This window comes from Lysobacter sp. Soil_C_15 (genome assembly GCF_057657315.1).
Genome location: NZ_JBDGIR010000002.1, coordinates 201558 through 226240, shown reverse-complemented (window position 1 = coordinate 226240; position 24683 = coordinate 201558). Strand labels below are relative to the sequence as shown.

The window sequence follows — 24683 nt, the reverse complement described above, 5'->3', positions numbered from 1 at the left end:
ACCGGCCTGCGCCGGCGCGCTTCTTCTCCGACAGGTGAACCATGCCCCAGACCGCAAGGCCTTCGTCCTCCTGGCGCACGCTCGCCGCCATCGCCCTGATGCTGCTGGCGGTCGCCGCCGCCTGGACGGCGCAGGCGGCGCCGTTGGCCAGCCGCGAACTGCACGCCGGCTGGCAGTTCCGCCTGCTGCCCGGCGACCCCGAGGCGGCCGCGCACCGCGACGCCACCGATTGGCATGCCGCGCGGGTGCCCGGCCACGTCCACACCGACCTGCTCGCCGCCGGACTGATCGTCGATCCCTATATCGGCGCGCCGGAGGCACAGTTGCAGTGGATCGGCCTGGCCGGCTGGGAGTACCGGACCCGTTTCGATCTGGACCGGGCGACGTTGGCGCGCGCGCGCAACGAACTGGTGTTCGACGGTCTGGACACGTTCGCCACCGTCTATCTCAACGGCCGCGAACTGCTGCGCGCCGACAACACTTTCCGCACCTGGCGCGCGCCGGTCGACGGCCGCCTGCGCGAACGCGGCAACGAGCTGCGCATCGTTTTCGCCTCGCCGATCCGCAAGCTGCTGCCGCAGGTGCAGGCGATGCCGAACAAGATCGCCGGCAACTATCCCTCGCCCTACGGCGACGAGCCCAAGGATGCGATGACCGGCAACTTCGCCCGCAAGCCGGGTTATCACTACGGCTGGGACTGGGGCCCGCGCTACGTCAGCGCCGGCATCTGGCGCGGAGTGCGCCTGGAAAGCTGGGACCGCCTGCGCCTGGCCGACCTGCATCTGAACCCGCAACGGATCGGCCGCGACGCGGCCGAGCTGTCGGCCGAGTTGGAGATCCTCGTCGCGCGCGCCGGCGCCGCGACCGTCGAACTGGAGTACGCCGCGCCGGACGGCGCCAGGCAGGTGCTGCGCCACCAAGCCGAGCTCAAGCTCGGCCAGAACCGGGTCTCGATGCCGGTGCGGATCGAGCGGCCGCAGCTGTGGTACCCGGTCGGCTACGGCGCGCAGCCGCTGTATGCGTTCCGCGCCACCGTGCGCGACGGCGATGAAGTGCTGGCCCAGGCCGGCCGCCGCACCGGCCTGCGCACGGTGCAGATCAAGCGCGAAAAGGACGCGCACGGCCAGGGCTTCGCCTTCGTCGTCAACGGCGTGGAAGTGTTCGCCAAGGGCGCCAACGCGATTCCGTTCGACGCGTTCCCGGCGCGAGTGAGCCGCGAGCGCATGCGCCGCGACCTGCAGTCGGCGCGCGACGCCAACATGAACATGATCCGCAACTGGGGCGGCGGCTATTACGAGTCGGACGACTTCTTCGACATCGCCGACGAACTCGGCCTGATGGTGTGGCAGGACTTCATGTTCGGCGGCGGCATGCCGCCCGGCTACGACGCCGCGTTCCGCGCCAACGTGGTCGCCGAGGCGCGCGACAACGTGCGCCGGCTGCGCAACCATCCCAGCATCGTGTTGTGGTGCGGCAACAACGAAGAAGAGACCGCCTGGAAGGACTGGGGCCACGGCAAGAAGCTGAAAGAGGCCGACCCGGCCTTCGCCCAGACCGTGTGGGACGGCTATGTCGCGTTGTTCGGCAAGGACCTGCGCCAGGTCGTGGCCGAGGAGGGCGCCGGCGTGCCGTACTGGTCCAGTTCGCCCAGCAACGACCTGGCCGAGAAAGCCAACGACTCCAACAACGGCGACAAGCATTACTGGGACGTGTGGGGCGGGCCGGCGCTGCCGGCCACCGCCTACCTCGACGAGACCCCGCGCTTCATGTCCGAGTACGGCCTGCAGGGCTGGCCCTCGCTGCGCACCATCGGCGCGTTCGCCAAACCGGAAGAGCAGGGCGTCGAGACGCCGGTGATCCGCGCCCACCAGAAATTCCTCGCCGGCGACGGCAATACCCGCCTGCTCAAGTACATCCGCGGCGAATACGGCGAGCCGCGCGACTTCGCCGACTTCGTCTACCTGAGCCAGCAGGTCCAGGCCGAGGGCATCGAACTGGCCGCACTGCACCACCGCGCCTCGCGGCCGCGCACCATGGGCTCGCTGTACTGGCAGTTGAACGACGTCTGGCCGGGCGCCTCCTGGGCCAGCCTGGATTATTTCGGCCGCTGGAAGCCGCTGCATTTCCACGCCAAGCGCTTCTTCGCCGAACTGACCGTCGCGCCGTTGCGGCGCCCGGCCCAGGCGCGCACCGAACTGAGCCTGATCTCCGACCGGCAGGCGGCCGTGCCGGCGCAATGGCGCCTGCGGGTGATCGACTTCGACGGCAAGGTCCATCGCGACGAGCGCCACCCGGCGAACCTGGCCGCGGCGGCGTCCACCGCGGCCGGCGCCTGGAGCGACCAGGAATTGCTGCGCGGCGCCGATCCCAAGCGCACCGCGGCGGTGTTCGACCTGATCGTCGACGGCCGCAGCGTGTCGCGGCGCGCGGTCTACTTCGGCGAAGCCAAGACCCTGGCCTGGCCGGATCCCAAGCTGCGCGCCGAGTTGCGTCGCGAGGGCGCGGGCTACGTGCTGCGCCTGCACGCCGCTGCCCTCGCACGCGCGGTGTGGATCGACTTCGGCGATCGCGACGCGACCCTGGCCGACAACGCCCTGACCTTGCTGCCGGGCGAGACCGTCGAGATCGCGTTGACCTCCCCGGCCGGCCTGGACGAACTGCGCCAAGCGCTGCAATTGCGCTCCTTGCATCGCCCCTGAGCCGCAGGCTGCGAGGGTAGGAGCGGCGTCCCAGGGGATTTCCTCTGGTCACAAGCCGCGACCGCGCGCTTGCGGGGGGCGGCGAAAGCAAGAGCAACAGCAACAGCAAGAGCAAAAGCAAGAGCAAAAGCAAGAGCAAGAGCAAGAGCAAGAGCAAGAGCAAGAGCAAGAGCAAGAGCAACAGCAAATCCCCCTGGCCCCGCTTTTCCAAAGGAGCGAACCGCAGGGACCTCGCATGACTGTCGGCGCCCTGCTTGTGTAGGAGCGGCGTAAGCCGCGACTGGAGAAGCCGCGCACACGGCCCATCGCCGCGCCTGCCAACCGTCACGGCGTCCCGGGGTAGGAGCGGCGCAAGCCGCGACCGCGCGCTTGCGGTTGGCGGCGAAAGCAAGAGCAAGAGCAAGAGCAAGAGCAAGAGCAAATCCCCCTGGCCCCGCTTTTCCAAAGGGACGAACCGCAGAGACCTCGCATGACTGTCGGCGCCCTGCTTGTGTAGGAGCGGCGTGAGCCGCGACCGGAATGCCGCGCAAGGCGGTACGCGTGTGTAGCCCGATCCGCTGCGCTTGCCATCCCCGCCGGCATCATCGAAGCTGGCCCCGCCGCTGCGGCATCGCCCGCCGGCAAGGAAGCCTCACCCCGTCCGCGCGGTTCGCGCGTTAAGGGGTTCGACCCTGCCACAAGGAAGCGCCTCCGGTGAAATTCCCCTTTGCCCCCGCCGTGCTCGCCGGCCTGCTGCTCAGCTTGCCTCTGGGCCTGGTCGGCCTGGCCGACGCGCAGACGCCCGCCGATCCGACCGCTCCACCGTTGCCGCCGCTGCTGCGCATCGCCGGAACTCCGGTCGAACGGCCGATCGAACTGGCATCAGCGCAGGTCGACGGCGAGATCGTCGGCGGGCTGGCGCGAACCTCGATCGAGCTGGTGTTCCGCAATCCCAACTCGCGGGTGCTGGAAGGCGAGCTGCAATTTCCCCTGCAGCCCGGCCAGCAGGTCGCCGGCTTCGCCCTGGATATCGGCGGCGCGATGCGCGACGCGGTACCGGTGCCGAAGGCGCAGGGCCGGCAGGTGTTCGAGGCGATCGAACGTCGAGGCATCGACCCCGGCCTGCTCGAACAGACCGCCGGCAACCAATTCAAGTTGCGGGTGTATCCGATCCCGGCCGGCGGTACGCGCCGGGTACGGCTGGACCTGGTCGAATCGCTGCGCCTGGACGGCGAGGGCTGGCTGTATCAACTGCCGCTGCGCTTCGCCGAAGGCGCCGGCCGCTTCGCCGGCGAGCTGCGCACGGCGGCCAAGCCCGAGGCGCTGGGCCTGGCCCGCGGGCTGAAGCCGCGCAAGGACGGCCGCGGCTACCGCTTGACCCTGACCGAGCGTCCGCCGGGCGAAGCGCTGAGCCTGCGCCTGCCGCGCGCCGCGCAGGCGCGCAGCTACGTGCAGGACCTCGCCGGCGAACGCTACTTCCTGGCCGAAGTGCCGCTGAGCGGCGCCTCGGCGCCGCGCACGCTGCCGCGAACCGTGGGCCTGCTGTGGGACGCCTCGGCCTCCGGCCGCAAGCGCGACCACGCCGGCGAGCTGGACTTGCTCGACCGCTATTTCCGCGCCGCCGGCAACGTGCAGGTGCGCCTGATCCGCCTGCGCGACGTTGCCGAAGCGGCGCAGACCTTCGAGGTCCGCGGCGGCGACTGGTCGGCGCTGCGCCGCGAACTGGCCGGCACCGTCTACGACGGCGCCACCGACCCGGGCGGCTGGACCGCGCAGGCCGAGGTCGGCGAATACCTGCTTTTCAGCGACGGCTTGTTCAATTACGGTGAGCAGCGCCTGCCCGCACTGGGCCCGCAGCAGCGTCTGTACGCGCTCAACGCCGCTGGCGCCGACGGCGACAACGACCGCTTGCGCGCGCTCGCGCAGGCCCACGGTGGACGCCTGATCGCCTGGAGCCGCGCCGGCGAGATCGAGCGCGCGGCGCGCGAGCTGCTCGAACTGGCGCCGCAGCTGTTGTCGGTGGGCGGCGCCGGCATCGCCGATGCGGTGGCCGAGTCGAGCTTCGCCGACGCCGGCCTGCTGCGCGTCGCCGGCCGCCTGCGCGACGCGCCGGCGACGCTGCGCCTGCGCTTGCGCGACGCCGCCGGCGAGCGCGAGCTGGAGCTGCCGATCGGCGCCGACGAGGCGGCGTTCCCGAACAGCCGCTTCCCGGCGGCGCTGTGGGCGCAGTACTCGATCCGCGCGCTGCAGGCCGACCCCGAACGCCATCGGGCGCAGATCGCCCGGCTCGGCCAGCGCTTCGGCCTGGTCAACGCCGAAACCTCGCTGATCGTGCTGGAAGACGTGGCCGACTACGCGCGCTACCGGATCGAGCCGCCGGCGCCTTTGCGCGAGGAATACCGGCGCCTGCTGTCGGAGCAGGAGGCCCAGGTCGCCGGCGAGCGCCGCATCCACCTCGACCTGGTCGCGGGCAGCTACCAGCAGCGCATCGACTGGTGGCAGCGCGATTTCCCCAAGGGCGCGCCGCAGCGCATTGCCCGCAGCCAGCATCGGGTCCTTTCGGTGCCGCCGATGCCGGAACCGATGCCGGCCGTGGCCGAATCGCCCTCCGTGGATGCGTCGGCGCCGGCACCGGCGGCGGCGCTGCCGCCGATGCCCGCGGAAGCCGTCGCGGCCGACGCGATGATGGATCGGATCGAGGTCACCGGCAGTCGCCTGGAGCGGGACGAGGCGGGATCGGCCGCCGCCCAGCGCCCGGCCCGCATCGCCCTGCAGGCCTGGCAGCCGGATTCGCCCTATGCCCGTCGCCTGCGCAAGGCCGATGCAGGCAGCGCCTACGCGATCTACCTCGACGAACGCGATTCGCAGGCCGGCAGCACCGCGTTCTACCTCGACGCCGCCGACGTGCTGTTCGAGAAGGGCCGGCCGGAACTGGCGCTGCGGGTGCTGTCCAATCTGGCCGAACTCGACCTGGAAAACCGCCATGTCCTGCGCGTGCTCGGCTACCGGCTGATGCAGGCCGGGCAGCCGGCGCTGGCCGCGCAGGTGCTGGAACGGGTGCAGCGGATGGCCGAGGAGGAGCCGCAGAGCTTCCGCGACCTGGGCCTGGCCTACGCCGCCGCCGGCCGGGCCCAGGATGCGGTCGACCAGTTGTACGAGGTCGTCCTGCGCAGCTGGGACGGCCGCTTCGACGGCGTCGAGGAAATCGCCCTGGCCGAACTCAACGCGATCGCCGCCGCCCACCCGGACCGGGTCGACCTGGGCCGGGTCGACCCGCGCCTGCGTCGCAACCTGCCGCTGGCCTTACGCGCGGTGCTGAGCTGGGACAGCGACGACAGCGACATGGACCTGTGGGTCACCGACCCGAACGGGGAGAAGTGCTATTACGGCAATCCGCTGACCTACCAGGGCGGGCGCATCACCGACGATTTCACCGGCGGCTACGGCCCCGAGGAGTTCGCCCTGCGCCGGGCCAAGCCCGGCAAGTACAAGGTCGAGGCCCAGTTCTACGGCGACCGCCAGCAACTGGTGACCGGGGCGACCACCCTGAGCCTGCGCCTGAGCACCGGCTTCGGCGGCCCCGGCCAGCAGGACCGCCAGGTCACCCTGCGGCTGAACGACGCCAAGGAGCAGATCCTGGTCGGCGAGTTCGAGGTCCGCTGAACCGCCGCAGCCGGGCGGGCGCCGCGGCGCCCGCCCGGCCCGGAACGCGGCGGCGCGGGCCGTAGGGCAGGGCGGGGCGGCCGCCGGGCTGCTAGAATCGCCGGTTCATCCGCATCAAGACCACTCGGACATGATCGAACTCAATCCCGTCCGCCAGCGCATCGCCGACCTCAAGGGTCGGCTGGATGCGCTGAGGGGGTATCTTTGACTACGACAGCAAAGTCGAACGTCTGGAAGAAGTAAACCGCGAGCTGGAAAGCCCCGACGTCTGGAACGACGCCGAGCGCGCCCAGGGCCTGGGCCGCGAGCGCGCCTCGCTGGACAAGGTGGTGACCGGCATCCGCAGCCTCACCGACGGCCTGGTCGGCGGCCTGGAGCTGCTGGAACTGGCCGAGATGGAGGACGACGAGTCCACCGCCCTGGCCGTGGTCGACGACGTCGAGCGCTACAGCAAGCAGGTCGAGAAGCTGGAATTCCAGCGCATGTTCTCCGGCCAGATGGATTCCACCAACGCCTTCGTCGACATCCAGGCCGGCGCCGGCGGCACCGAGGCCCAGGACTGGGCCGAAATCCTGCTGCGCATGTACCTGCGCTGGGCCGAATCGCGCGGCTGGAAGGCCGAGCTGATGGAAGTCAGCGGCGGCGACGTCGCCGGGATCAAGTCGGCCACCTTCCGGGTCGAGGGCGACTTCGCCTACGGCTGGCTGAAGACCGAGACCGGCGTGCACCGGCTGGTGCGCAAGTCGCCGTTCGACTCCGACAACCGCCGCCACACCAGCTTCACCTCGGTGTTCGTGTCGCCGGAAGTCGACGACAAGATCGACATCGAGATCAATCCGGCCGACCTCAAGACCGACGTGTACCGGTCTTCCGGCGCGGGCGGCCAGCACGTCAACAAGACCGAGTCGGCGGTGCGCATCACCCACGTCCCCAGCGGGATAGTGGTGGCCTGCCAGACCGAGCGCAGCCAGCACGCCAACCGCGACCGGGCGATGAAGATGCTCGCGGCGAAGTTGTACGAGCTGGAAATGCAGAAGCGCAACGCCGAGCGCGACGCGGTCGAAGCGACCAAGTCCGACATCGGCTGGGGCAGCCAGATCCGCAACTACGTGCTCGACCAGAGCCGGATCAAGGACCTGCGCACCGGCATCGAGCGCAGCGATACCCAGAAGGTGCTCGACGGCGATCTCGACGAATTCGTCGAAGCCAGCCTGAAGTCCGGCCTGGAAGTCGGCTCGAAACGTTCCGACGCCGTCTGAGGCGGCTGCCGCCTCGGGAATTCGGGATCGGGGATTAGGGATTTTGGCCAAAGCCGATCCCGCCCGCTCCCGGAATCCCTGCTTCGAATCCCCAATCCCGAATCCCGAATCCCGCAAAAATGACCGACGAGACCCAACTGCCGCCCATCGACGAGAACCACCTGATCGCCGAGCGCCGCGGCAAACTCAAGGCGCTGCGCGAGGAGGGGATCGCGTTCCCGAACGATTTCCGCCGCGGCGACTATGTCGGCGACCTGCAGGCGCAGTTCGTCGACGCCGAAGCCTGGTCCCAGGAGGCGCTGGACGCCCGCGGCCAGCGCGTCGCGGTCGCCGGCCGGATCTTGCTCAAGCGGGTCATGGGCAAGGCCAGCTTCGTCCAGATCCAGGACGAGTCCGGCCGCATCCAGTTGTTCCTGCAGGCCAACGCGCTCGGCCAGACCTACGACAAGTTCAAGACCTGGGACGTGGGCGACATCGTCGCCGCCGAAGGTCCGCTGACCCGGACCAAGACCGGCGAGCTGTCGGTCAAGGCCGAGTCGCTGCGCCTGCTGACCAAGGCCCTGCGCCCGCTGCCGGACAAGTTCCACGGCCTCAGCGACGTCGAGCAGCGCTACCGCCAGCGCTACGTCGACCTGATCGTCTCGCCGGACGCGCGCGAGGTGTTCGTCAAGCGCTCCAAGATCATCCGCGCGATGCGCGCCTGGCTCGACGCGCGCCGCTTCCTGGAAGTGGAAACGCCGATGATGCATTACATCCCCGGCGGCGCCGCGGCCAAGCCCTTCGTCACCCACCACAACGCGCTCGACCTGGAGCTGTACCTGCGGGTCGCGCCGGAGCTGTACCTCAAGCGGCTGGTGGTCGGCGGCCTGGAGCGGGTCTACGAAATCAACCGCAACTTCCGCAACGAGGGCGTGTCGACCCGGCACAATCCCGAGTTCACCATGCTCGAGCTGTACGAGGCCTACGCCACCTACACGCAGATCATGGACCTGACCGAAGCGGTGATCCGCCACTGCGCGCAGGACGTGCTCGGCACCGCCCAGGTCGAGTGGGACGGCCACGCCATCGACCTGGGCCCGGGCTTCCGCCGCTGGTCGATGACCGAGGCCGTGCTCGAGCACAACCCGGAGATCAAGCGTGAGGAACTGCGCGACCTCGCCGCCATGCGCGCTCACTGCGCGCGACTGAAGATCGGGGTCAAGCCGTCCTACGGCTGGGGCAAGCTGCTGCTGGAGATCTTCGAGAAGACCGTCGAGCACACTCTGATCCAGCCGACCTTCATCACCGACCACCCGGTCGAGGTCAGCCCGCTGGCGCGCGCCAACGACCTGGACCCGGAGCTGACCGACCGCTTCGAGCTGTTCATCGGCGGCAAGGAGCTGGCCAACGGCTTCTCCGAGCTCAACGATCCGGAAGACCAGGCCGCGCGCTTCCAGGCCCAGGTCGACCAGAAGGAGGGCGGCGACGACGAGGCCATGCACTACGACGCCGACTACATCCGCGCGCTGGAAGTCGGCCTGCCGCCGACCGGCGGCCTGGGCATCGGCATCGATCGCCTGGTGATGATGCTGACCGGCAGCTCCTCGATCCGCGACGTGCTGCTGTTCCCCTACATGCGCCCGGAAGCCGGCGGCTGAGCCGGCGGCCAACGCAAGGCGCAACCGAAAACGGCCGGCATTCGCTGGCCGTTTTCGTTGTGGGCTTGCGTAGAAAACGTGATGAACCGCGCGCATTGCGACTGCGGACTGCGCGCCGCAGGCTCGCGGCGGTTTCTAATGAGGTGTTCCAGGTTTGCCACTTGGGACCTTAGACGGCTGTCACGGGCAACGCGTCGGAGTATGCTCGCGGATCGGCCGCCACAGGGGGCGGCCCTACTACGGATACCGGTGTGAACGTCGTTATCGTCGATGACCAAACGTCCGCGCGGACCATGCTGCGCCACATCATCGAGGACATAGCGCCCGAGTTGTCGGTGCACGATTTCGGCGAACCCGAGGCCGCGCTCGCCTGGTGCGAAACGCACCAGCCCGACCTGTTGCTGCTGGATTACCGCATGCCCGGGATCGACGGCCTGGAATTCGCGCGCCGTTTCCGCCGCCTGCCGATGCACCGCGACATCCCGATCATCCTGGTCACCGTGGTCGGCGACGAGCCGGTGCGCCAGGCCGCGCTGGAAGCGGGGGTGATCGACTTCCTGGTCAAGCCGGTGCGTCCGCGCGAGCTGCGCGCGCGTTGCCGCAACCTGCTGCAATTGCGCCAGCAGTCCGAGAACGTCAAGCAGCGCGCTTTGTCGCTGGAGCAGCGCCTGCTGTCGAGCATGCACGAGGTCGAGGAACGCGAGCGCGAGACCCTGTCGCGGCTGGCGCGCGCGATCGAGTACCGGGACGCCGGCACCAGCGCCTACCTGGAGCGGATGTCGCATATCGCCGGGCTGATCGCCGAGCAGTTGGGCATGTTCGAGGACGAGATCCGGGTCATCGAGATGGCCGCGCCGTTGCACGACATCGGCAAGATCGCCATCCCCGACTCGGTGCTGATGAAGCCCGGCCCGCTGACCGAGGAGGAGACGGCGGTCATGCGCCGCCACCCCAAGATCGGCTACGAGCTGCTCAGCGGCAGCCAGAACCGCTTCATCCAGGCCGGCGCCCTGATCGCCCTGCGCCACCACGAGCGCTACGACGGCAGCGGCTACCCGGACGGGCTGGTCGGCGAGCAGATCCCGCTGGAGGCCCGGATCGTGGCCGTGGCCGACGTGTTCGACGCGCTGATTTCGCCCCGTCCTTACAAGAAAGCCTGGGACGTGGAAGAGGCTTTGGAGTATATGTACGCCCAGCGGGGCCGCCTGTTCGACCCGCGGTGCGTGGATGCGCTGATCCGCAGCCGCGCCCGTCTCGACGAAATTTGCGACAGATACTCGGCCAGCTTTCCTCGTCCCGGCTTGGAGTAGCCGATGGCTTCCATCCTGCGCTTGTTGAAGGAGCGCCTGTCCAACCGCCCGGACAGCGAGCACGGGCAGGCCTTGGTCCGCCTGATCATCGCTTGTCTGATCGTGGCCTACCTGCTGGGCCTGCAAGCCTTCCAGCAGGACAACCGGGCGACCCAGACCATGCTCTGGGTGATGTCGGCCGAGTCGGTGGTGGGCCTGGGGCTGCTGGCCGGGATCGTGCGCTGGCCCGGGGTCTCGCACCTGCGGCGCTGGATCGGCATGATCGCCGATTACTCGACCCTGGCGGCGCTGATGTCGCTGGACGCGCCCTCGCTGGCGCCGCTGTACGTGATCGTGCTGTGGGTGACCATCGGCAACGGCCTGCGCTACGGCACCACCTACCTGTACACCTCCGCCAGCCTGGCCGGGGCCTCGTTCCTGGCGGTGATCCTGGCCAACCCGTACTGGCGCGGCCAGCCCTACCTGGCGGTCGGCCTGTGGCTGGGCCTGGTGGCGATCCCGGCCTACCTGTCGTCGCTGCTGCGCAGCCTGCAGAAGGCGACCGAGGACGCGCGCCGGGCCAATGAGGCCAAGAGCCGCTTCCTGGCCAATATGAGCCACGAGCTGCGCACGCCGCTGAACGGCATCATCGGCATGGCCGAGCTGATGCACGGCACCCGCCTGGCGCCGGAACAGCGCGAGTACGCCGACGTCATCCACACCTCGGCCCAGTCGCTGCTGTTGCTGGTCAACGACGTGCTCGACATCTCGGCGATCGAGGCCGGCAAGCTGCAGCGCCGCGACGTCGACTTCAACCTGCAGGAAGTGATGAAGCGCCTGCAGAAGATGCTGCAGCCGCTGGCCGCGGCCAAGGGCTTGACCCTCAAGATCGACGTCGAGCAGGACGTGCCGCTGCGCCTGAACGGCGACAGCGCGCTGCTGACCCAGGTGCTGCTGAACCTGCTGCACAACGCGGTCAAGTTCACCGAGAAGGGCGGGGTGTCGCTGGTGACCCGGATCGCCGACGGCGGCGCGCCGGTCGCGGTGGCCGGCGGCGGGCGCCAGGCGCGGCTGCGCTTCTCGGTGCGCGACACCGGCATCGGTATCCCCAGCGCCGACCAGGAACGGATCTTCCAGGCCTTCGAGCAGGTCGACAACGGCCCGACCCGGCGTTTCGGCGGCACCGGCCTGGGCACCACCATCGCCAAGACCCTGACTCAGTTGCTCGGCGGCCAGATCGGCCTGGAGACCAACCCCGGCGGCGGCAGCCATTTCTGGATCGAGCTGCCGCTGCGCCTGGAAGACGCGGCGCCGGCGGCGCACGAGGCCGCGCCGACGGACAGCGGCAAGGTGGTCTCGTTCGAAGACCCCTTCATCCGCCACAAGACCCGGGTGCGCAGCCTCAAGGTGCTGATCGCCGACGACCAGTCGGCCAACCGCACCGTGCTGACCCGGATCCTGGAGCGCGCCGGCCACCGGGTGCAGGCGGTCAACGACGGCGAAGAAGCGCTGGACCAGCTGGAAACCGGCCAGTTCGAACTGGCGATCCTGGACATGCACATGCCCGGCCTGAGCGGCCTGGACGTGATCCGCCAGCTGCGCTTCATGCAGGCCGGCAACAGCCGCCGCACGCCGACCATCATCCTCAGCGCGGATGCGACCCTGCAGGCCTCCGAGGCGGCCAGCGAAGCCGGCGCCATGGCCTTTTTGACCAAGCCGATCGTGGTCGGGCGCTTGCTGGAAACCATCGCCGACGTGGTCGATACCCAGCGCCTGCCGGCGGTGCGCGCGATCAGCGACGTCAGCCGTCCGCTGACCAATCCGGCGGTGCTCGCCGAGCTGGCGGAAATGGGCTTGGGCGATCAGTTCCTGCGCGACTTCGTCGAGCAGTGCCTCAAGGACGCCGCGGCGTGCCAGACCAATCTCGGCGCGGCCGGCCAGGCCCAGCATTGGGACGAGTTCCGCGAGGTCGCCCACGCCTACAAGGGCGTCTGCGAAAACCTGGGCGCCCACTCCATCGCCGAGCGTTGCTCGCAGATCATGCGGGCCGGCGACGATGCGCTGGCGCGCGAGCACGGCAAACTCGTCAGCGAACTCGCCGGGCAGTTGGCGGCGGTCGCCGACCTCAGCCGTCAGGAAGTGGCGCGGCTCAGCCGTGGCGGGCGCGGCAAGGACGTTCCCGACGTTTCCTGAGTTTGCATCCTGCCACGCAGGACGCGTGGCAGGCTCCCCCCTGCAAGACGATCATGCCAGCGCCAGGTTCAGCGCGGCCGAGCCGGCCCGGCGCTGCTGCGCCCGCACCAGACGGTCCATGGTCTTGAGCCCGCGGTCGCTCAGGCGCATCGCCGCGTCGACCCATTCGGTGGTGACCGACAGCAGCTCCTGCAGGCTGACCGGACGGCAGGCCTGGCGCACTGTGTTCATCGCCCGCAGCGCATTGCCCATGCGCTGGTTGCGCTTGATCGTGTCGTGCGCCGCCTGCAGACCGCAGCCGCGCGGCACCACCTGGTCGACCACGCCCATCCGCAGCAGCTCTTCGACCGGATACACGCGGGCGTTGAGCATCATGTGCTCGGCCTGGGCCGGCGAGACGCGACGGGTCAGGAAGGTGTAGGCGCCCATCCCCGGGAACAGGTCGAACAGCACCTCCGGGAAGCCCATGCCGGTGCCGGCCTCGGCGATGATGGTGTGGCAGCACAGCGCCGCCTCGAAGCCGCCGCCGAGCGCGTCGCCCTGGATCACCGCGATGCTGTGAACGCGGTCTTCGTGCAGCTGGTAGAGGTTGAAGGCGACCTCGATGCACAGGCGCGCATAGTCGAGCAGGCGCTCGCGATCGTTTTCGCGGATCAGGCGCGAGAACAGGGCCAGATCGCCGCCGAGATTGAACACATCGGCTTCCGAGCCGAGGACGAAATGGCGGATGCCGGCGCGCGGATCGGTGTCGGCGGCCAGTTCGCGGCGGATGCGTTCCTGCACCCGCTTCATGTCGTCGAGCAGGCGGATCGAGAAGCAGGGCGAATAGACCGCGTCCGCTCCATGGACGAGTTCGGGCTGGGCGTGCATGTAGCCCCAATCCACGCTGCCCGCGGCATCGGCCACGTGACGGAACAGGCTGGCTTCGGCGGCCGGGAAACGGGCGGAAGCGGCTTCGGCGATGGGGAAACGAGCGGAGATGGACATGGCGGACTCCTGGAGGTCGGTGGCGGGAAAAAAGTCCCGCAATTCGATGCTACACCTCGTTCCTAGTGTGTTCAGACAAGCCCGAGTTCGCGTTTTGCCTGCGTTGGCGCGCACAAAAAAGCCCCTGCCGGGCAGGGGCTCCTGAATACGGCAATGGCCGGTCGTAGCGCGCGGCGCTGCGACCGGCTCACCGAAACTCACGTCTTGGCGTTGTCGCGCAGCTCGCGGCGCAGGATCTTGCCGACGTTGGTCTTGGGCAGCTCGGTGCGGAACTCGACGAACCTGGGGTGCTTGTAGCCGGTGAGGTTGGCGCGCGCGTGGGCCTTGACCTCCTCGGCGGTGAGCGAGGGATCCTTCTTCACGATCACCACCTTCACCGCTTCGCCGGACTTCTCGTCGGGCACGCCGACCGCGGCCACTTCCAGCACGCCCGGCATCATCGCGATCACGTCCTCCACTTCGTTCGGATACACATTGAAGCCGGACACCAGGATCATGTCCTTCTTGCGGTCGACGACGTAGAAGAAACCCTGCTCGTCCATCCGCGCCATGTCGCCGGTGTGCAGCCAACCGTCGGGGTCGATGACCTGGGCGGTGTCCTCGGGCCGGTGCCAATAGCCCTTCATCACCTGCGGGCCCTTGATGCACAGCTCGCCGACTTCGCCGACCGGCAGGATGCGGCCCTCCTCGTCCTTGACGCAGGCGTCGGTGGAGGAGATCGGCAGGCCGATCGCGCCGTTGTACTCGGCCAGGTCCATCGGATTGATGCAGGCCGCGGGCGAGGTTTCGGTCAGGCCGTAGGCCTCGACCAGGGTCACGCCGGTGACCTGCTTCCAGCGGTCGGCGACCGAACGCTGCACCGCCATGCCGCCGCCGAGGGTCAGGTGCAGGCGCGAGAAATCCACCTGGTCGAAACCGGGCGTGTTGAGCAGGCCGTTGAACAGCGTGTTGACGCCGGTGATCGCGGTGAACGGGGTGTTCTTCAGTTCCTTGACGAAACCCGCCATGTCGCGCGGGTTGGTGATCATGTGGTTGAGGCCGCCGAACTTCATGAACACCAGGCCGTTCGCGGTCAGCGCGAAGATGTGGTACAGCGGCAGTGCGGTGATGATGACTTCCTGGCCGAGCTTGACGTTGGCGCCGACCCAGGCCGCGGCCTGCTGCATGTTGGCGACCAGGTTGCGATGGGTCAGCATCGCGCCCTTGGCCACGCCGGTGGTGCCGCCGGTGTACTGCAGGAAGGCGATGTCGTCGGGCGAGATCTCCACCTCGGGCAGCTTGTGCATCTGGCCCAGGGTGAGGGTGTCGCGGAAACGCACGGCGCCGGGGATGTCGTAGTCCGGCACCATCTTCTTCACGTACTTCAGCACGAAGTTCATGATCGGGCCCTTGAGCCCGCCGATCATGTCGCCCAAGCCGGTGGTGATGACCTGCTTGACCTGGGTGCCGGCGACGACCTCCGCCACGGTCTTGCCGAAGTTGTCGAGCACGAAGATCACCGACGCGCCGGAGTCGTCGAGCTGGTGCTTGAGCTCGCGCGGGGTGTACATCGGATTGGTGTTGACCACGCTCAGGCCGGCGCGCAGCACGCCGAAGGTGGCGATCGGGTACTGCAGGCAGTTGGGCATCATGATCGCGACGCGATCGCCCTTCTTGAGCTTGAGCTCGCCGAGCAGGTACGCGGCGAATTGCGCGCTGAGCCGATCGATGTCGCCGTAAGTGAGGACCTTGCCGAAATTCGAGAAGGCCGGACGGTCCCGGTATTTATCGATCGCGTTCTGCAGCACCGAGACGATCGACGGGAACTCGTCGACATCGATCTGTGCCGGCACGCCTTGCGGATACTGGGCAAGCCACGGACGTTCCAAACTCATCGCGATCCCCTCTTTAATCGCTTAGATGCGGCGCCGGCGGCTGTGTGCGCCGCCGTACGGTGTTTGATCGATTGGAGCATAGGCTCTACCCCCTGGCAAGGCGCCGCCGCGGCGTCCGCGCGGGCGTTGTCGGCGGTAGCGCGGACCTGTCAGGATCGTAGTCGGATACGGCCGGGCGAACGGTCGTGCGATTCTCCGAACGCCGGATTTCCCCGCCATGCGCAGCCGCCACCCCAGCCGCACGACCGAGTTTCCGCCAGCCCCGCCGGCACCGGCGTCGATGCGCCGGCGCGCGCTGCTGCGCGGGGCGGCGCTGCTGGCGCTGGCGGCGCTGGCCGGCTGCGCCGAGCCTGCGTCCCCGGAACAGCGCCTGCGCGAGTCGATCGGGCGGCTGCAGGCGGCGATCGACGCGCGCGACGCCAGCGCGATCGAAACCCAGCTCGCCGACGATTTCGTCGGCCCGGAGGGCATGGACCGCACCGGCGCGCGGCGCCTGGCGGCGGCAAGCTTCCTGCGCTATCGCCGCACCTGGGTCAAGATCGGCCAGGTCGACATCGAGTTGCAGCAAGGCCACGCGCGGGTGCGGTTCGAGGCCGCGCTCGGCGGCGGCGCCGGCCAGCCCTTGCCGGAGGCGGCGCAGTGGTATTCGGTCAAGACCGGCTGGCGCGAACAGGCCGGCGAATGGCGCATGACCTCGGCGCAGTGGCAGCCGCGGTTGTGACCGTCGGCCGGCCTGCGCGGCGACGTCGCGCTCTCGCCGGGTGAGACCGCGCTCGGCTATTCTGCGCGACCGCAAGGACGATCGCCGGCCGGGGACCGGATCGAATGGAATCAGCTTTGACCGCGGAGCAGGCGCTCGCGCTCGCGCCCGACGCATCTTCCGCGAAGGCCGCCACCGGATTGGCTTCGGCGACGCAATGGGCCAGCCTCGGCGGCGACGCCGAAGCGCTGTGGGGCGAATGCAAGGGCAGCGGCGCCAAGCCCTATCAGGCCCAGGTCGACCTGGCCGCGCTGGTCACCCGCTGCTCCTGTCCTAGCCGCAAGTTCCCGTGCAAGCACGCCCTGGCGCTGTTGCTGATGCATGCGCGCGCCGCGATCCCGGCGGCGCAGCCGCGGCCGAGCTGGGTCGAGGAATGGCTGGCTTCGCGCCGCGACCGCGCGGTCAAGAAAGAACAGACCGCCGCCAAGGCCGCCGCGGCCCAGGCCGCCGACCCGGAAGCCGCCGCCGCGAGCGCGGCCAAACGCGAGGCGGCGCGCTGGAAACGCATCGAGCAGGGCGGCGCCGAGTTGCAGCGCTGGATCGCCGATCAGTTCCGCCGCGGCCTGGCCTCGTTCGGCCCGGCCCAGCGCGGCGAATGGCAGGCGATGGCCGCGCGCATGGTCGACGCCCAGGCGCCGGCGCTGGCGGGCCAGTTGCTGGCGGCGACCGAGGCGATGGGAGAGGGCCTGGAAGCGGCCGAAGGGGTGATCGAACGCCTCGGTCTGCTGTGGCTGCTGGGCGAGGCGGTGAGCCGGCGCCAGCGTCTGGCGCCGGCGCGCCTGGCCGATGTGCGCACCGCGCTGGGCTGGGTCTACGACAAGGACGACCTGGCCATCCTGGGCGAAACCGTCGCCGACCGCTGGCAGGTGCAGGGCCAGCGCATCGAAGAGCGCGAGGACCGCCTGTTCGAGCGCCGGGTCTGGCTGCGCGGCGAAACCAGCGGCCGCGACGCGCTGCTGCACGATTACGCTTACGGCGGCCGCGGTTGGGAGCACCAGTGGCTGGACGGCCGCCGGGTCGCCGCGACCCTGCGCTTCTTTCCGGGCAGCGTGCCGTTGCGCGCGCTGGTGCTGGAGCAGGGCGCCGGCGAAGCCGCGCCGCGCTGGTCGCAGAACGCGGCCGAGGCGATCGAGCGCGCGTCGCGGGCGTTCGCCGCCAATCCCTGGCTGGGCTATTGGCCGATGAGCCTGGACGCGGCGGTGCCGGTGCGCGATGGCGACGGCTGGCAGGCGCACACGCCGGCCGGCGGCCTGCGCCTGGCTCTGGCCGATGCGGCCGGTTGGCGGTTGCTCGCGCACAGCGGCGGCCGCGGCCTGAAATTGATGGGCGAGTGGGACGGCCGCGCGCTGCGTCCGCTCGCCGCCTGGCGCGAGTGCGGCGACGAACTCGCCGGTTGGACGGAGGCGGCATGAGCGGGCAATGGATCAAGCCGGCGCTGATCGGCGTCGACGGCGCCCGCCCGTTCGCGTTCGGCGCGCCGGTCGACGAGTTGCTGCAGGCCTGCGCCGACGACGACGCGGCGGTGCGCTACGCCCGCGGCGCGGCGGCGATGGCCGCGTGCCGGCGCGCGGCGGTGGACACCATGGCCGCGGCGCCGCTACCGGCCGGCGCGGCCGACGATGCCGCGGCGCTGGCCGAGGATCAGCCGCTGGCCGCAGCGCTGCGCGCGATTTTCCGCGACGGCGGCGAGCGCCTGCAGCACGAAGCCTGCCTGCGCTTGCAGGCGCTGGACCGGCGCTTGCCGCCCAGCGCCCTGGCGACGGCGTTGGCCGCCGGGCAGCGCTCGACCCGCCTGCGCGGCGCATTGCTGCCGGTGCTCGGCGAACGCGGCCGCTGGCTGGCCGGGCTGAACCCGGATTGGGCCTATGCCGGCGGCGGCGATGCCGCGGCGGCGGACGGCGACGACCCGGCGCGGTTGTGGCAGGAGGGCAGCTTCGAACAGCGCCTGCAGCTGTTGCGCGCGGTGCGCGCGGCCGATCCCGGCGCCGCGCGCGGCATGCTGCAGCAACAGCTCGGCGAATTGCCGGCGAAGGAACGCGCCGAGTTCGCCGCCGCGCTCGAGGTCGGCCTGTCGGCGGACGACGAAGCCTTGCTCGCCGGCCTGCTCAAGGACCGCGGCCGCGACGTGCGGCGGATCGCCGCCGGCCTGCTGGCGCGGCTGCCGCAATCGGCGCATGCGCAACGCCTGCTGGCCTGGCTGGCGCCGCTGGTGACCCAGGAGCGCGCCCTGCTGGTCAAGCGCTGGGTCGTGGAGGCGCCACACACGGCCGATCCGGACTGGGCCGGCGCGGCGATCGAGACCGCGCGCCCGCAGCACGACGCGCTGGGAGAACGAGCCTGGTGGCTGTACCAATTGGCCCGCCAGGCGCCGCTGGCCTGGTGGTGCGCGCACACCGGCATGAGCGCGGCGCAGTGTCTGGCCTGGGCCGAGAAAAGCGACTGGAAGGCCGCGCTGCAGCGCGGCTGGCTGGAGCGGGTAGGGGCCGAAGATCCGGACTGGATCGTGGCCATGCTCGAAGCGCCCGGGCGCGCGTTCCAGGGCGAGCACGCGCGCCTGCTGGCGATGCTGCCGGCGGCCGAGCGCGTGCGCCACTGGCCGCGCAGCTTCGAGCAGCTGTGGCGGCACAACCGCCACGACGAGGTGATCGATTCCTGCGCGCCGGGGCAGAGCCTGCCGGCCGATTACTCGCGAGCGATCGTCGAGGGCCTGTACGAGACGGTGGAGCGCGACCGCCTGCGCCACGACTGGAACCTGCGCCCGGTGATCCAGTCGCTGGTCGAGGTGCTGCATCCGCAGGCGTTGCGCGAATGGCGCGCGCTGCCGCGCAGCGCCGAGGAGACCGCGGCGATGAGCGAATGCCTGCTCGCGGTCGAACGCACCGTCGCGCTGCGTCGCCTGCTTCACGCCTGAACGTCCGATATGCCCGATACGCCCAACCCGCCGGGTCGGGCCGCTTTCTTCCTTACGCATCACGTACCGAATTCTGGGGAGTTCCGATGAGCACCGCCGTCCTGCGCCAACATGCCGAGCACCAATACGCCGAAGAACTCGAACAACTGGCCAAGGCCGACGACCGCCAGCGCCCGGCCAACTGGAAACTGTCGCCGTGGGCGGTGGTGACCTATCTGATCGGCGGCAAGCTCGACAACGGTTTCGAGATCAGCGCCAAGTACATCGGCAACCGCCGGCTGATGGAAATCGCGGTGGCGACGGTCGCCACCGACCGCGCTCTGTTGCTGTTCGGCGTGCCGGGCACGGCCAAGTCCTGGGTCTCCGAGCACCTCAGCGCGGCGATCAGCGGCGACTCGACGATGCTGATCCAGGGCACCGCCGGCACCAGCGAAGAGCAGATCCGCTACGGCTGGAACTACGCCCAGTTGCTGGCTCACGGCCCGAGCGAGAACGCGCTGGTGCCCAGTCCGCTGATGAACGCGATGAAGCTGGGCAAGATCGCCCGGGTCGAGGAGCTCACCCGCATCCCCGCCGACGTCCAGGACACCCTGATCACCGTGCTCTCGGAAAAGACCCTGCCGGTGCCCGAGCTGGGCAGCGAAGTGCAGGCGACCCGCGGCTTCAGCGTGATCGCCACCGCCAACAACCGCGACAAGGGCGTCAACGAACTGTCCAGCGCGCTCAAGCGCCGCTTCAACACGGTGATCCTGCCGGTGCCGTCCAGCGAGCAGGAGGAGATCTCGATCGTGGTCAAGCGGGTGCACGAACTCGGCCGCGCCCTGGAACTGCCGGCCGAGCCGCCGGCGCTGAAGGAAGTGGCGCGGATCGTGCGCATCTTCCGCGAACTGCGCAACGGCCAGACCGAAGACGGCAAGTCCAAGCTCAAGTCGCCCAGCTCGACCCTGTCCACCGCCGAGGCGATCTCGGTGATCAACAACGGCATGGCCCTGGCCGGGCACTTCGGCGACGGTGTGCTGCGTCCGGCCGACATGGCCGCGGGCATGATCGGCGCGGTGATCAAGGACCCGGTGCAGGACCAGGTGGCGTGGACGGAGTATCTGGAAACGGTGGTCAAGGAGCGCTCGGACTGGAAGGACCTGTACCGCGCCTTCCGCGAACAGCTTTGAGCCGGCCATGAGCGGTCCGGTCAGCTATTTCGGCATCCGCCACCACGGCCCGGGCTGCGCGCGCAGTCTGCGCCGGAGCCTGGACGCATTGCAGCCGGACTGCGTGTTGATCGAAGGCCCGGCCGGCAGCGAAGCCTTGATCGAGCATCTGCGCGATCCGCAACTGCAGCCGCCGGTGGCGCTGCTGTCCTACGGCGTCGACGATCCGCAACTGGCGGTGTTCCACCCCTTCGCCGAGTTCTCGCCGGAATGGCAGGCGATGCGCTGGGCGGTCGAACACGCCGTGCCGGTGCGTTTCATCGACGTGCCGGCCGGCGCCAGCCTGGCCTGGCAAGCGCAGGAGCGCGCGCGCCGCGGCGGTGCGGCGGACACGGCGGCGGGCGAAGGGAGCGGTGAGGCGCACAGCGGCACTGAGAACGACGCCGGCCACCCAGCCGCGGCGGATCCGGCACCGGCCGCTCCGGCCGACGATGCGGCCCGGGCCGCGGCTGCGCAGGAGGCCGTCGACGCGGCCGCGGACGGTTCGGCCGCGGCGCCGCTCGCCGAGCCCGCCGCGCCGGCCCGGCACCGCGATCCGCTGGACTGGCTGGCCCAGGCCGCCGGCTACGCCGACGGCGAGAGCTGGTGGAACCATATGGTCGAGGAGCGCGGCGACGGCGCCGATCTGTTCGAGGCGATCGGCGCGGCGATGACCGAATTGCGCCAGCAGGCCGGGCTGGACACCGGCCTGGACGCGCGCCAGGAAGCCTTGCGCGAGGCGCACATGCGCGCCGGCGTGCGCGAGGCGGTCAAGCAGGGCCATCGGCGCATCGCCGTGGTCTGCGGCGCCTGGCACGTGCCGGCGCTGGTCGCCAAGACCTCGGCGGCGGCCGACAAGGCCCTGCTCAAGGAGCTGCCGAAATTGAAGGCGGCGGCGACCTGGGTGCCCTGGACCTATCGCCACCTGAGCAGCGCCAGCGGCTACGGCGCCGGCATCGACGCGCCGGGCTGGTACGAACACCTGTGGCTGCACGGCGACGGCCCGCGCGCGGCGGGCTGGTTCGCGCGGGTGGCGCGGGTGCTGCGCGAACACGGGCTGGACTGTTCCTCGGCGCATCTGATCGAAGCCGCGCGCCTGGCCGACACCCTGGCGGCCTTGCGCGAGCGGCCGGCGCCGAGCCTGGAGGAGCTCAACGAAGCCAGCCTGAGCATCCTGTGCAACGGCGACGACGCGCCGATGCGCCTGATCGGGCAGGCGCTGATGATCGGCGAACGCCTGGGCCAGGTGCCCGAGGCGGTGCCGACCGTGCCGTTGCAGCGCGACCTGGAAGCGCAACGCAAGCGCTTGCGGCTCAAGCCGGAGACCCTGAGCAAGGCGCTGGAACTGGACCTGCGCAACGACACCGACCTGCAGCGCAGCCAGTTGCTGCATCGCCTGCTGCTGCTCGACATCGGCTGGGGCCGGCTCGGCGGCGTCGGCCGCTCCTCGCGCGGCAGCTTCCGCGAAGTCTGGGAACTGGCCTGGCAACCCGGGTTCGAGATCGACCTGGTCGTGGCCAGCCGCTACGGCCAGAGCGTCGAGCAGGCCGCGACCGCGCGCGCGATCGAGCAGGCGCGCCAGGCCGAGCGCCTGCCGGCCTTGTCGGCGTTGATCGACCGGGTGCTGCTGGCGAACCTGGCCCAGGCGGTGGAAGCCGTCGCCGAACAACTGCAGGCGCGCGCGGCCACCGACAGCGATCCCTTGTCCCTGCTGGCGGCGCTGCCGCCGCTGGCCAACGTGCAGCGCTACGGCAACGTGCGCAACACCGACGCCGCCCAGGTGCGCAGCCTGTTCGACGGCATCCTGGCCCGCGCCTGCATCGGCCTGGGCCTGGCGGTGGGCGGCCTGGACGAAGAGGCGGCCGAAGCCGCGCGCGAGGTCGTGCTGGGCGCCGACCGCGCGGTCGAACTGCGCGAAGACCCGGCGCAGACCGAGGCCTGGCGACGCAGCCTGGGCCTGGTCGCGCGCTCGCACAGCGCCGCGCCCTTGCTGCGCGGCCTGTGCACGCGGCTGCTGTTCGACGCCGGCGGCTTCGACGGCGCTTCGGTGGCGGACGAACTCGGGCTCAATCTGTCGCTCGGCGCCGAGCCTTTGCAGGCGGCGCAGTGGCTGGACGGGTTCCTCAACCGCAACGCCGCCGTGCTGCTGCACGACGACGCGGTCTGGTCGCTGATCGACGCCTGGGTGTCCGGGCTCGGCCACGAGCACTTCCTGCGCGTGGTGCCGCTGTTGCGGCGCAGCTTCGCCCGCTTCGAGGCCGCCGACCGGCGCGATCTCGGCAAGCGGGTCGAGCGGCCGCAGGGGCAGGCGCGGGCGACCGCCCCGGCGCCGGCCTGGAACGGCGAGCGCGCCGCGCGCGCGTTGCCGGTGTTGCGCGAACTGTTCGGCCTGGAGGCCGTGGAGATCCGATGAACATGTCGATGGTCACGCCGACGAGCGCGCCGGCGAGCGCGGACCTGCAAATCCCGGTAGCGACCGCGACCGCGGTCAGCGACGAGGCGGCGGCGCCCAGCAGCCGCGCCGAGCGCTGGCGCATGATCCTGGGCAGCGAGTCGCAGGACAGCTGCGGCGCGCCCGGCGCCGGATTGGCGGCGATGGAGGCGGCGCTGGCGGCGTTGTACGAACCCGCCGGTCCGGGCGGCTTGGGCCGGCGCGGCGGCCGCGGCGGCTCGGCGCCGAACGTGGCGCGCTGGCTCGGCGACATCCGCAAGTACTTTCCGACCAGCGTGGTCCAGGTCATGCAGCGCGATGCGCTGCAGCGGCTGAACTTGCGCCAGATGCTGCTGGAAAAGGAAATGCTCGAAGGCCTGCAGCCCGACGTGCACATGGTCGCCAACCTGGTCTCGCTGTCGGGGGTGATTCCGGCCGAAACCAAGCAGACCGCGCGCCTGGTGGTGCGCAAGGTGGTCGAAGAGCTGATGCGCAAGCTGGAAGAACCGATGCGTTCGGCGGTGACCGGCGCGCTGGACCGGGCGCGCCGTTCGCGTCGGCCGCGCCATGCCGAGATCGACTGGAACCGCACCATCCGCGCCAATCTCAAGCATTGGCAGGCCAGTCACAACACGATCGTGCCGCAGCAGCTGATCGGCTACGGCCGCAAGTCGCGCCGGCCGCAGCGCGAGGTGACGCTGTGCATCGACCAGAGCGGTTCGATGGCCGCGTCGGTGGTGTACTCGAGCATCTTCGGCGCGGTGATGGCCTCGCTGCCGGCGGTGGCGACCCGGCTGGTGGTGTTCGACACCGCCGTGGTCGACATGACCGAGCAACTGGACGACCCGGTCGACCTGCTGTTCGGCGTGCAGCTCGGCGGCGGCACCGACATCCACGGCGCGGTGAGCTATTGCCAGAGCCTGATCCGCGAACCGCGCAACAGCATCCTGGTGCTGATCTCCGACCTGTACGAGGGCGGGGTGGAGACGCGGCTGCTGGCGCGGGCGCAGGAACTGGTCGAGGCCGGGGTGCAGTTCATCGTCCTGCTCGCGCTCAGCGACGAAGGCCGCCCGGCCTACGACCAGGCGCTGGCGGCCAAGCTCGCCGCGCTCGGCGTGCCGTCCTTCGCCTGTACTCCCGACGCCTTTCCGGGCTTGATGGCGGCGGCGATCCGCCGCGACGACATCGCCCAGTGGGCCTCGGGCAACGGCCTGGTGCCGACCTCGCCGGCGCGGTGAGGCCACAGGCGAACCTGGCTGAGCCGGGGGGGGAGCGGCGCAAGCCGCGCCCGCGCCGCATCCAACGGCCCACGAATCGCCTTGTAGGAGCGGCGTAAGCCGCGACAGCCGCAGCGACGGAGGCAAGCGTCGTTGCCGCAGCCCGGGTTCGACACGGGCGACAGCGATAAAAGATCGCGATGTTGATGCGGCCCTGCTGATCGACCGGGCTTCGGACAGCCCGCTTTCGCGCACCGCTGCGGAAGTCGCGGCTTACGCCGCTCCTAGCAAAAGCCGGCGATTCGAAGGGGTGGGAGCGGCGCAAGCCGCGACCGCGCCGTATCGAGCGGCCCACGAATCGCCTTGTAGGAGCGGCGTAAGCCGCGACAGCCGCAGCGACGGACGCAAGCGTCGTTGCCGCAGCCCGGGTTCGACACGGGCGACAGCGATAAAATATCGCGATGTTGATGCGGCCCCGCTGATCGACCGGGCTTCGGAGAGCCCGCTTTCGCGCACCGCTGCGGATGTTGCGGCTTACGCCGCTCCTAAACCCCTCTCCCGCACGCAGGAGAGGGGCTCGAAAGGGCGGGGCTTGCG

Annotated in this window: 14 protein-coding genes; 12 read left to right on the top strand and 2 right to left on the bottom strand. The window is 70.2% G+C overall.

Annotated features, from left to right (window positions below):
* The first annotated feature begins 41 nt into the window (after positions 1-41).
* The 6 genes from AC3A57_RS04990 to AC3A57_RS04965 all read left to right on the top strand — a co-directional run bounded on the left by AC3A57_RS04990 (position 42) and on the right by AC3A57_RS04965 (position 12719).
* Positions 42-2699: a beta-mannosidase gene (locus tag AC3A57_RS04990; RefSeq protein WP_487577885.1), complete on the top strand. Its 2658-nt coding sequence runs from the start codon at positions 42-44 to the stop codon at positions 2697-2699.
* Positions 2700-3392: 693 nt separating this feature from the next.
* Positions 3393-6341, top strand: coding sequence for a DUF2135 domain-containing protein (locus AC3A57_RS04985; protein ID WP_487577884.1), 2949 nt, complete (start codon positions 3393-3395; stop codon positions 6339-6341).
* 130 nt (positions 6342-6471) lie between these two features.
* Positions 6472-7600 (top strand): peptide chain release factor 2 gene (prfB, locus tag AC3A57_RS04980; RefSeq protein ID WP_221672595.1). Its coding sequence is split into 2 segments (ribosomal slippage): positions 6472-6546 and positions 6548-7600, totalling 1128 coding nucleotides; the frame shifts between segments, so codons are not numbered across the junction.
* A 119-nt stretch (positions 7601-7719) separates the two neighbouring features.
* Positions 7720-9237 (top strand): lysine--tRNA ligase, encoded by a 1518-nt coding sequence (gene lysS, locus AC3A57_RS04975; protein ID WP_487577883.1) that lies wholly within the window; start codon positions 7720-7722, stop codon positions 9235-9237.
* A gap of 251 nt (positions 9238-9488) precedes the next feature.
* Complete coding sequence (rpfG, locus tag AC3A57_RS04970) at positions 9489-10547, top strand: cyclic di-GMP phosphodiesterase response regulator RpfG (protein ID WP_087960666.1); 1059 nt, start codon at positions 9489-9491, stop codon at positions 10545-10547.
* 3 nt (positions 10548-10550) lie between these two features.
* Positions 10551-12719: an ATP-binding protein gene (locus AC3A57_RS04965; protein WP_487577882.1), complete on the top strand. Its 2169-nt coding sequence runs from the start codon at positions 10551-10553 to the stop codon at positions 12717-12719.
* Between the two features lie 51 nt (positions 12720-12770).
* On the opposite strand, the gene AC3A57_RS04960 is transcribed toward AC3A57_RS04965, so the two are convergent.
* Together AC3A57_RS04960 and AC3A57_RS04955 are read right to left on the bottom strand one after the other, a co-directional pair.
* Complete coding sequence (locus AC3A57_RS04960) at positions 12771-13706, bottom strand: crotonase/enoyl-CoA hydratase family protein (protein WP_487577881.1); 936 nt, start codon at positions 13704-13706, stop codon at positions 12771-12773.
* 197 nt (positions 13707-13903) lie between these two features.
* Complete coding sequence (locus tag AC3A57_RS04955) at positions 13904-15580, bottom strand: long-chain fatty acid--CoA ligase (RefSeq protein ID WP_487577880.1); 1677 nt, start codon at positions 15578-15580, stop codon at positions 13904-13906.
* Positions 15581-15797: 217 nt separating this feature from the next.
* On the opposite strand from AC3A57_RS04955, the gene AC3A57_RS04950 reads away from it, so the two are divergent.
* From AC3A57_RS04950 to AC3A57_RS04925, 6 genes are all read left to right on the top strand, one after another.
* On the top strand, positions 15798-16301 hold the full coding sequence (locus AC3A57_RS04950; protein ID WP_487577879.1) for a nuclear transport factor 2 family protein: 504 nt from the start codon (positions 15798-15800) through the stop codon (positions 16299-16301).
* A 104-nt stretch (positions 16302-16405) separates the two neighbouring features.
* Positions 16406-17752 (top strand): SWIM zinc finger family protein, encoded by a 1347-nt coding sequence (locus AC3A57_RS04945; protein WP_487577878.1) that lies wholly within the window; start codon positions 16406-16408, stop codon positions 17750-17752.
* Positions 17749-19251: a DUF5691 domain-containing protein gene (locus AC3A57_RS04940; protein ID WP_487577877.1), complete on the top strand. Its 1503-nt coding sequence runs from the start codon at positions 17749-17751 to the stop codon at positions 19249-19251. The genes AC3A57_RS04945 and AC3A57_RS04940 overlap by 4 nt, the downstream gene beginning before the upstream one ends.
* Before the next feature lie 86 nt (positions 19252-19337).
* On the top strand, positions 19338-20420 hold the full coding sequence (locus AC3A57_RS04935) for an ATP-binding protein (protein ID WP_487577876.1): 1083 nt from the start codon (positions 19338-19340) through the stop codon (positions 20418-20420).
* A 7-nt stretch (positions 20421-20427) separates the two neighbouring features.
* Positions 20428-22851 (top strand): DUF5682 family protein, encoded by a 2424-nt coding sequence (locus AC3A57_RS04930; protein WP_487577875.1) that lies wholly within the window; start codon positions 20428-20430, stop codon positions 22849-22851.
* Positions 22848-24107, top strand: a complete 1260-nt coding sequence (locus AC3A57_RS04925; protein ID WP_487577874.1) for a VWA domain-containing protein — start codon at positions 22848-22850, stop codon at positions 24105-24107. The genes AC3A57_RS04930 and AC3A57_RS04925 overlap by 4 nt, the downstream gene beginning before the upstream one ends.
* The last annotated feature ends 576 nt before the right edge of the window (positions 24108-24683 follow it).

Bases quoted from the DNA above. Each gene is read 5' to 3' on its own strand.
- AC3A57_RS04990 (WP_487577885.1), top strand. From the start codon at position 42: ATGCCCCAGACCGCAAGGCCTTCGTCCTCCTGGCGCACGCTCGCCGCC.
- lysS (WP_487577883.1), top strand. From the start codon at position 7,720: ATGACCGACGAGACCCAACTGCCGCCCATCGACGAGAACCACCTGATC.
- AC3A57_RS04965 (WP_487577882.1), top strand. From the start codon at position 10,551: ATGGCTTCCATCCTGCGCTTGTTGAAGGAGCGCCTGTCCAACCGCCCG.
- AC3A57_RS04960 (WP_487577881.1), bottom strand. From the start codon at position 13,706: ATGTCCATCTCCGCTCGTTTCCCCATCGCCGAAGCCGCTTCCGCCCGT.
- AC3A57_RS04955 (WP_487577880.1), bottom strand. From the start codon at position 15,580: ATGAGTTTGGAACGTCCGTGGCTTGCCCAGTATCCGCAAGGCGTGCCG.
- AC3A57_RS04950 (WP_487577879.1), top strand. From the start codon at position 15,798: ATGCGCAGCCGCCACCCCAGCCGCACGACCGAGTTTCCGCCAGCCCCG.
- AC3A57_RS04945 (WP_487577878.1), top strand. From the start codon at position 16,406: ATGGAATCAGCTTTGACCGCGGAGCAGGCGCTCGCGCTCGCGCCCGAC.
- AC3A57_RS04940 (WP_487577877.1), top strand. From the start codon at position 17,749: ATGAGCGGGCAATGGATCAAGCCGGCGCTGATCGGCGTCGACGGCGCC.
- AC3A57_RS04935 (WP_487577876.1), top strand. From the start codon at position 19,338: ATGAGCACCGCCGTCCTGCGCCAACATGCCGAGCACCAATACGCCGAA.
- AC3A57_RS04930 (WP_487577875.1), top strand. From the start codon at position 20,428: ATGAGCGGTCCGGTCAGCTATTTCGGCATCCGCCACCACGGCCCGGGC.
- AC3A57_RS04925 (WP_487577874.1), top strand. From the start codon at position 22,848: ATGAACATGTCGATGGTCACGCCGACGAGCGCGCCGGCGAGCGCGGAC.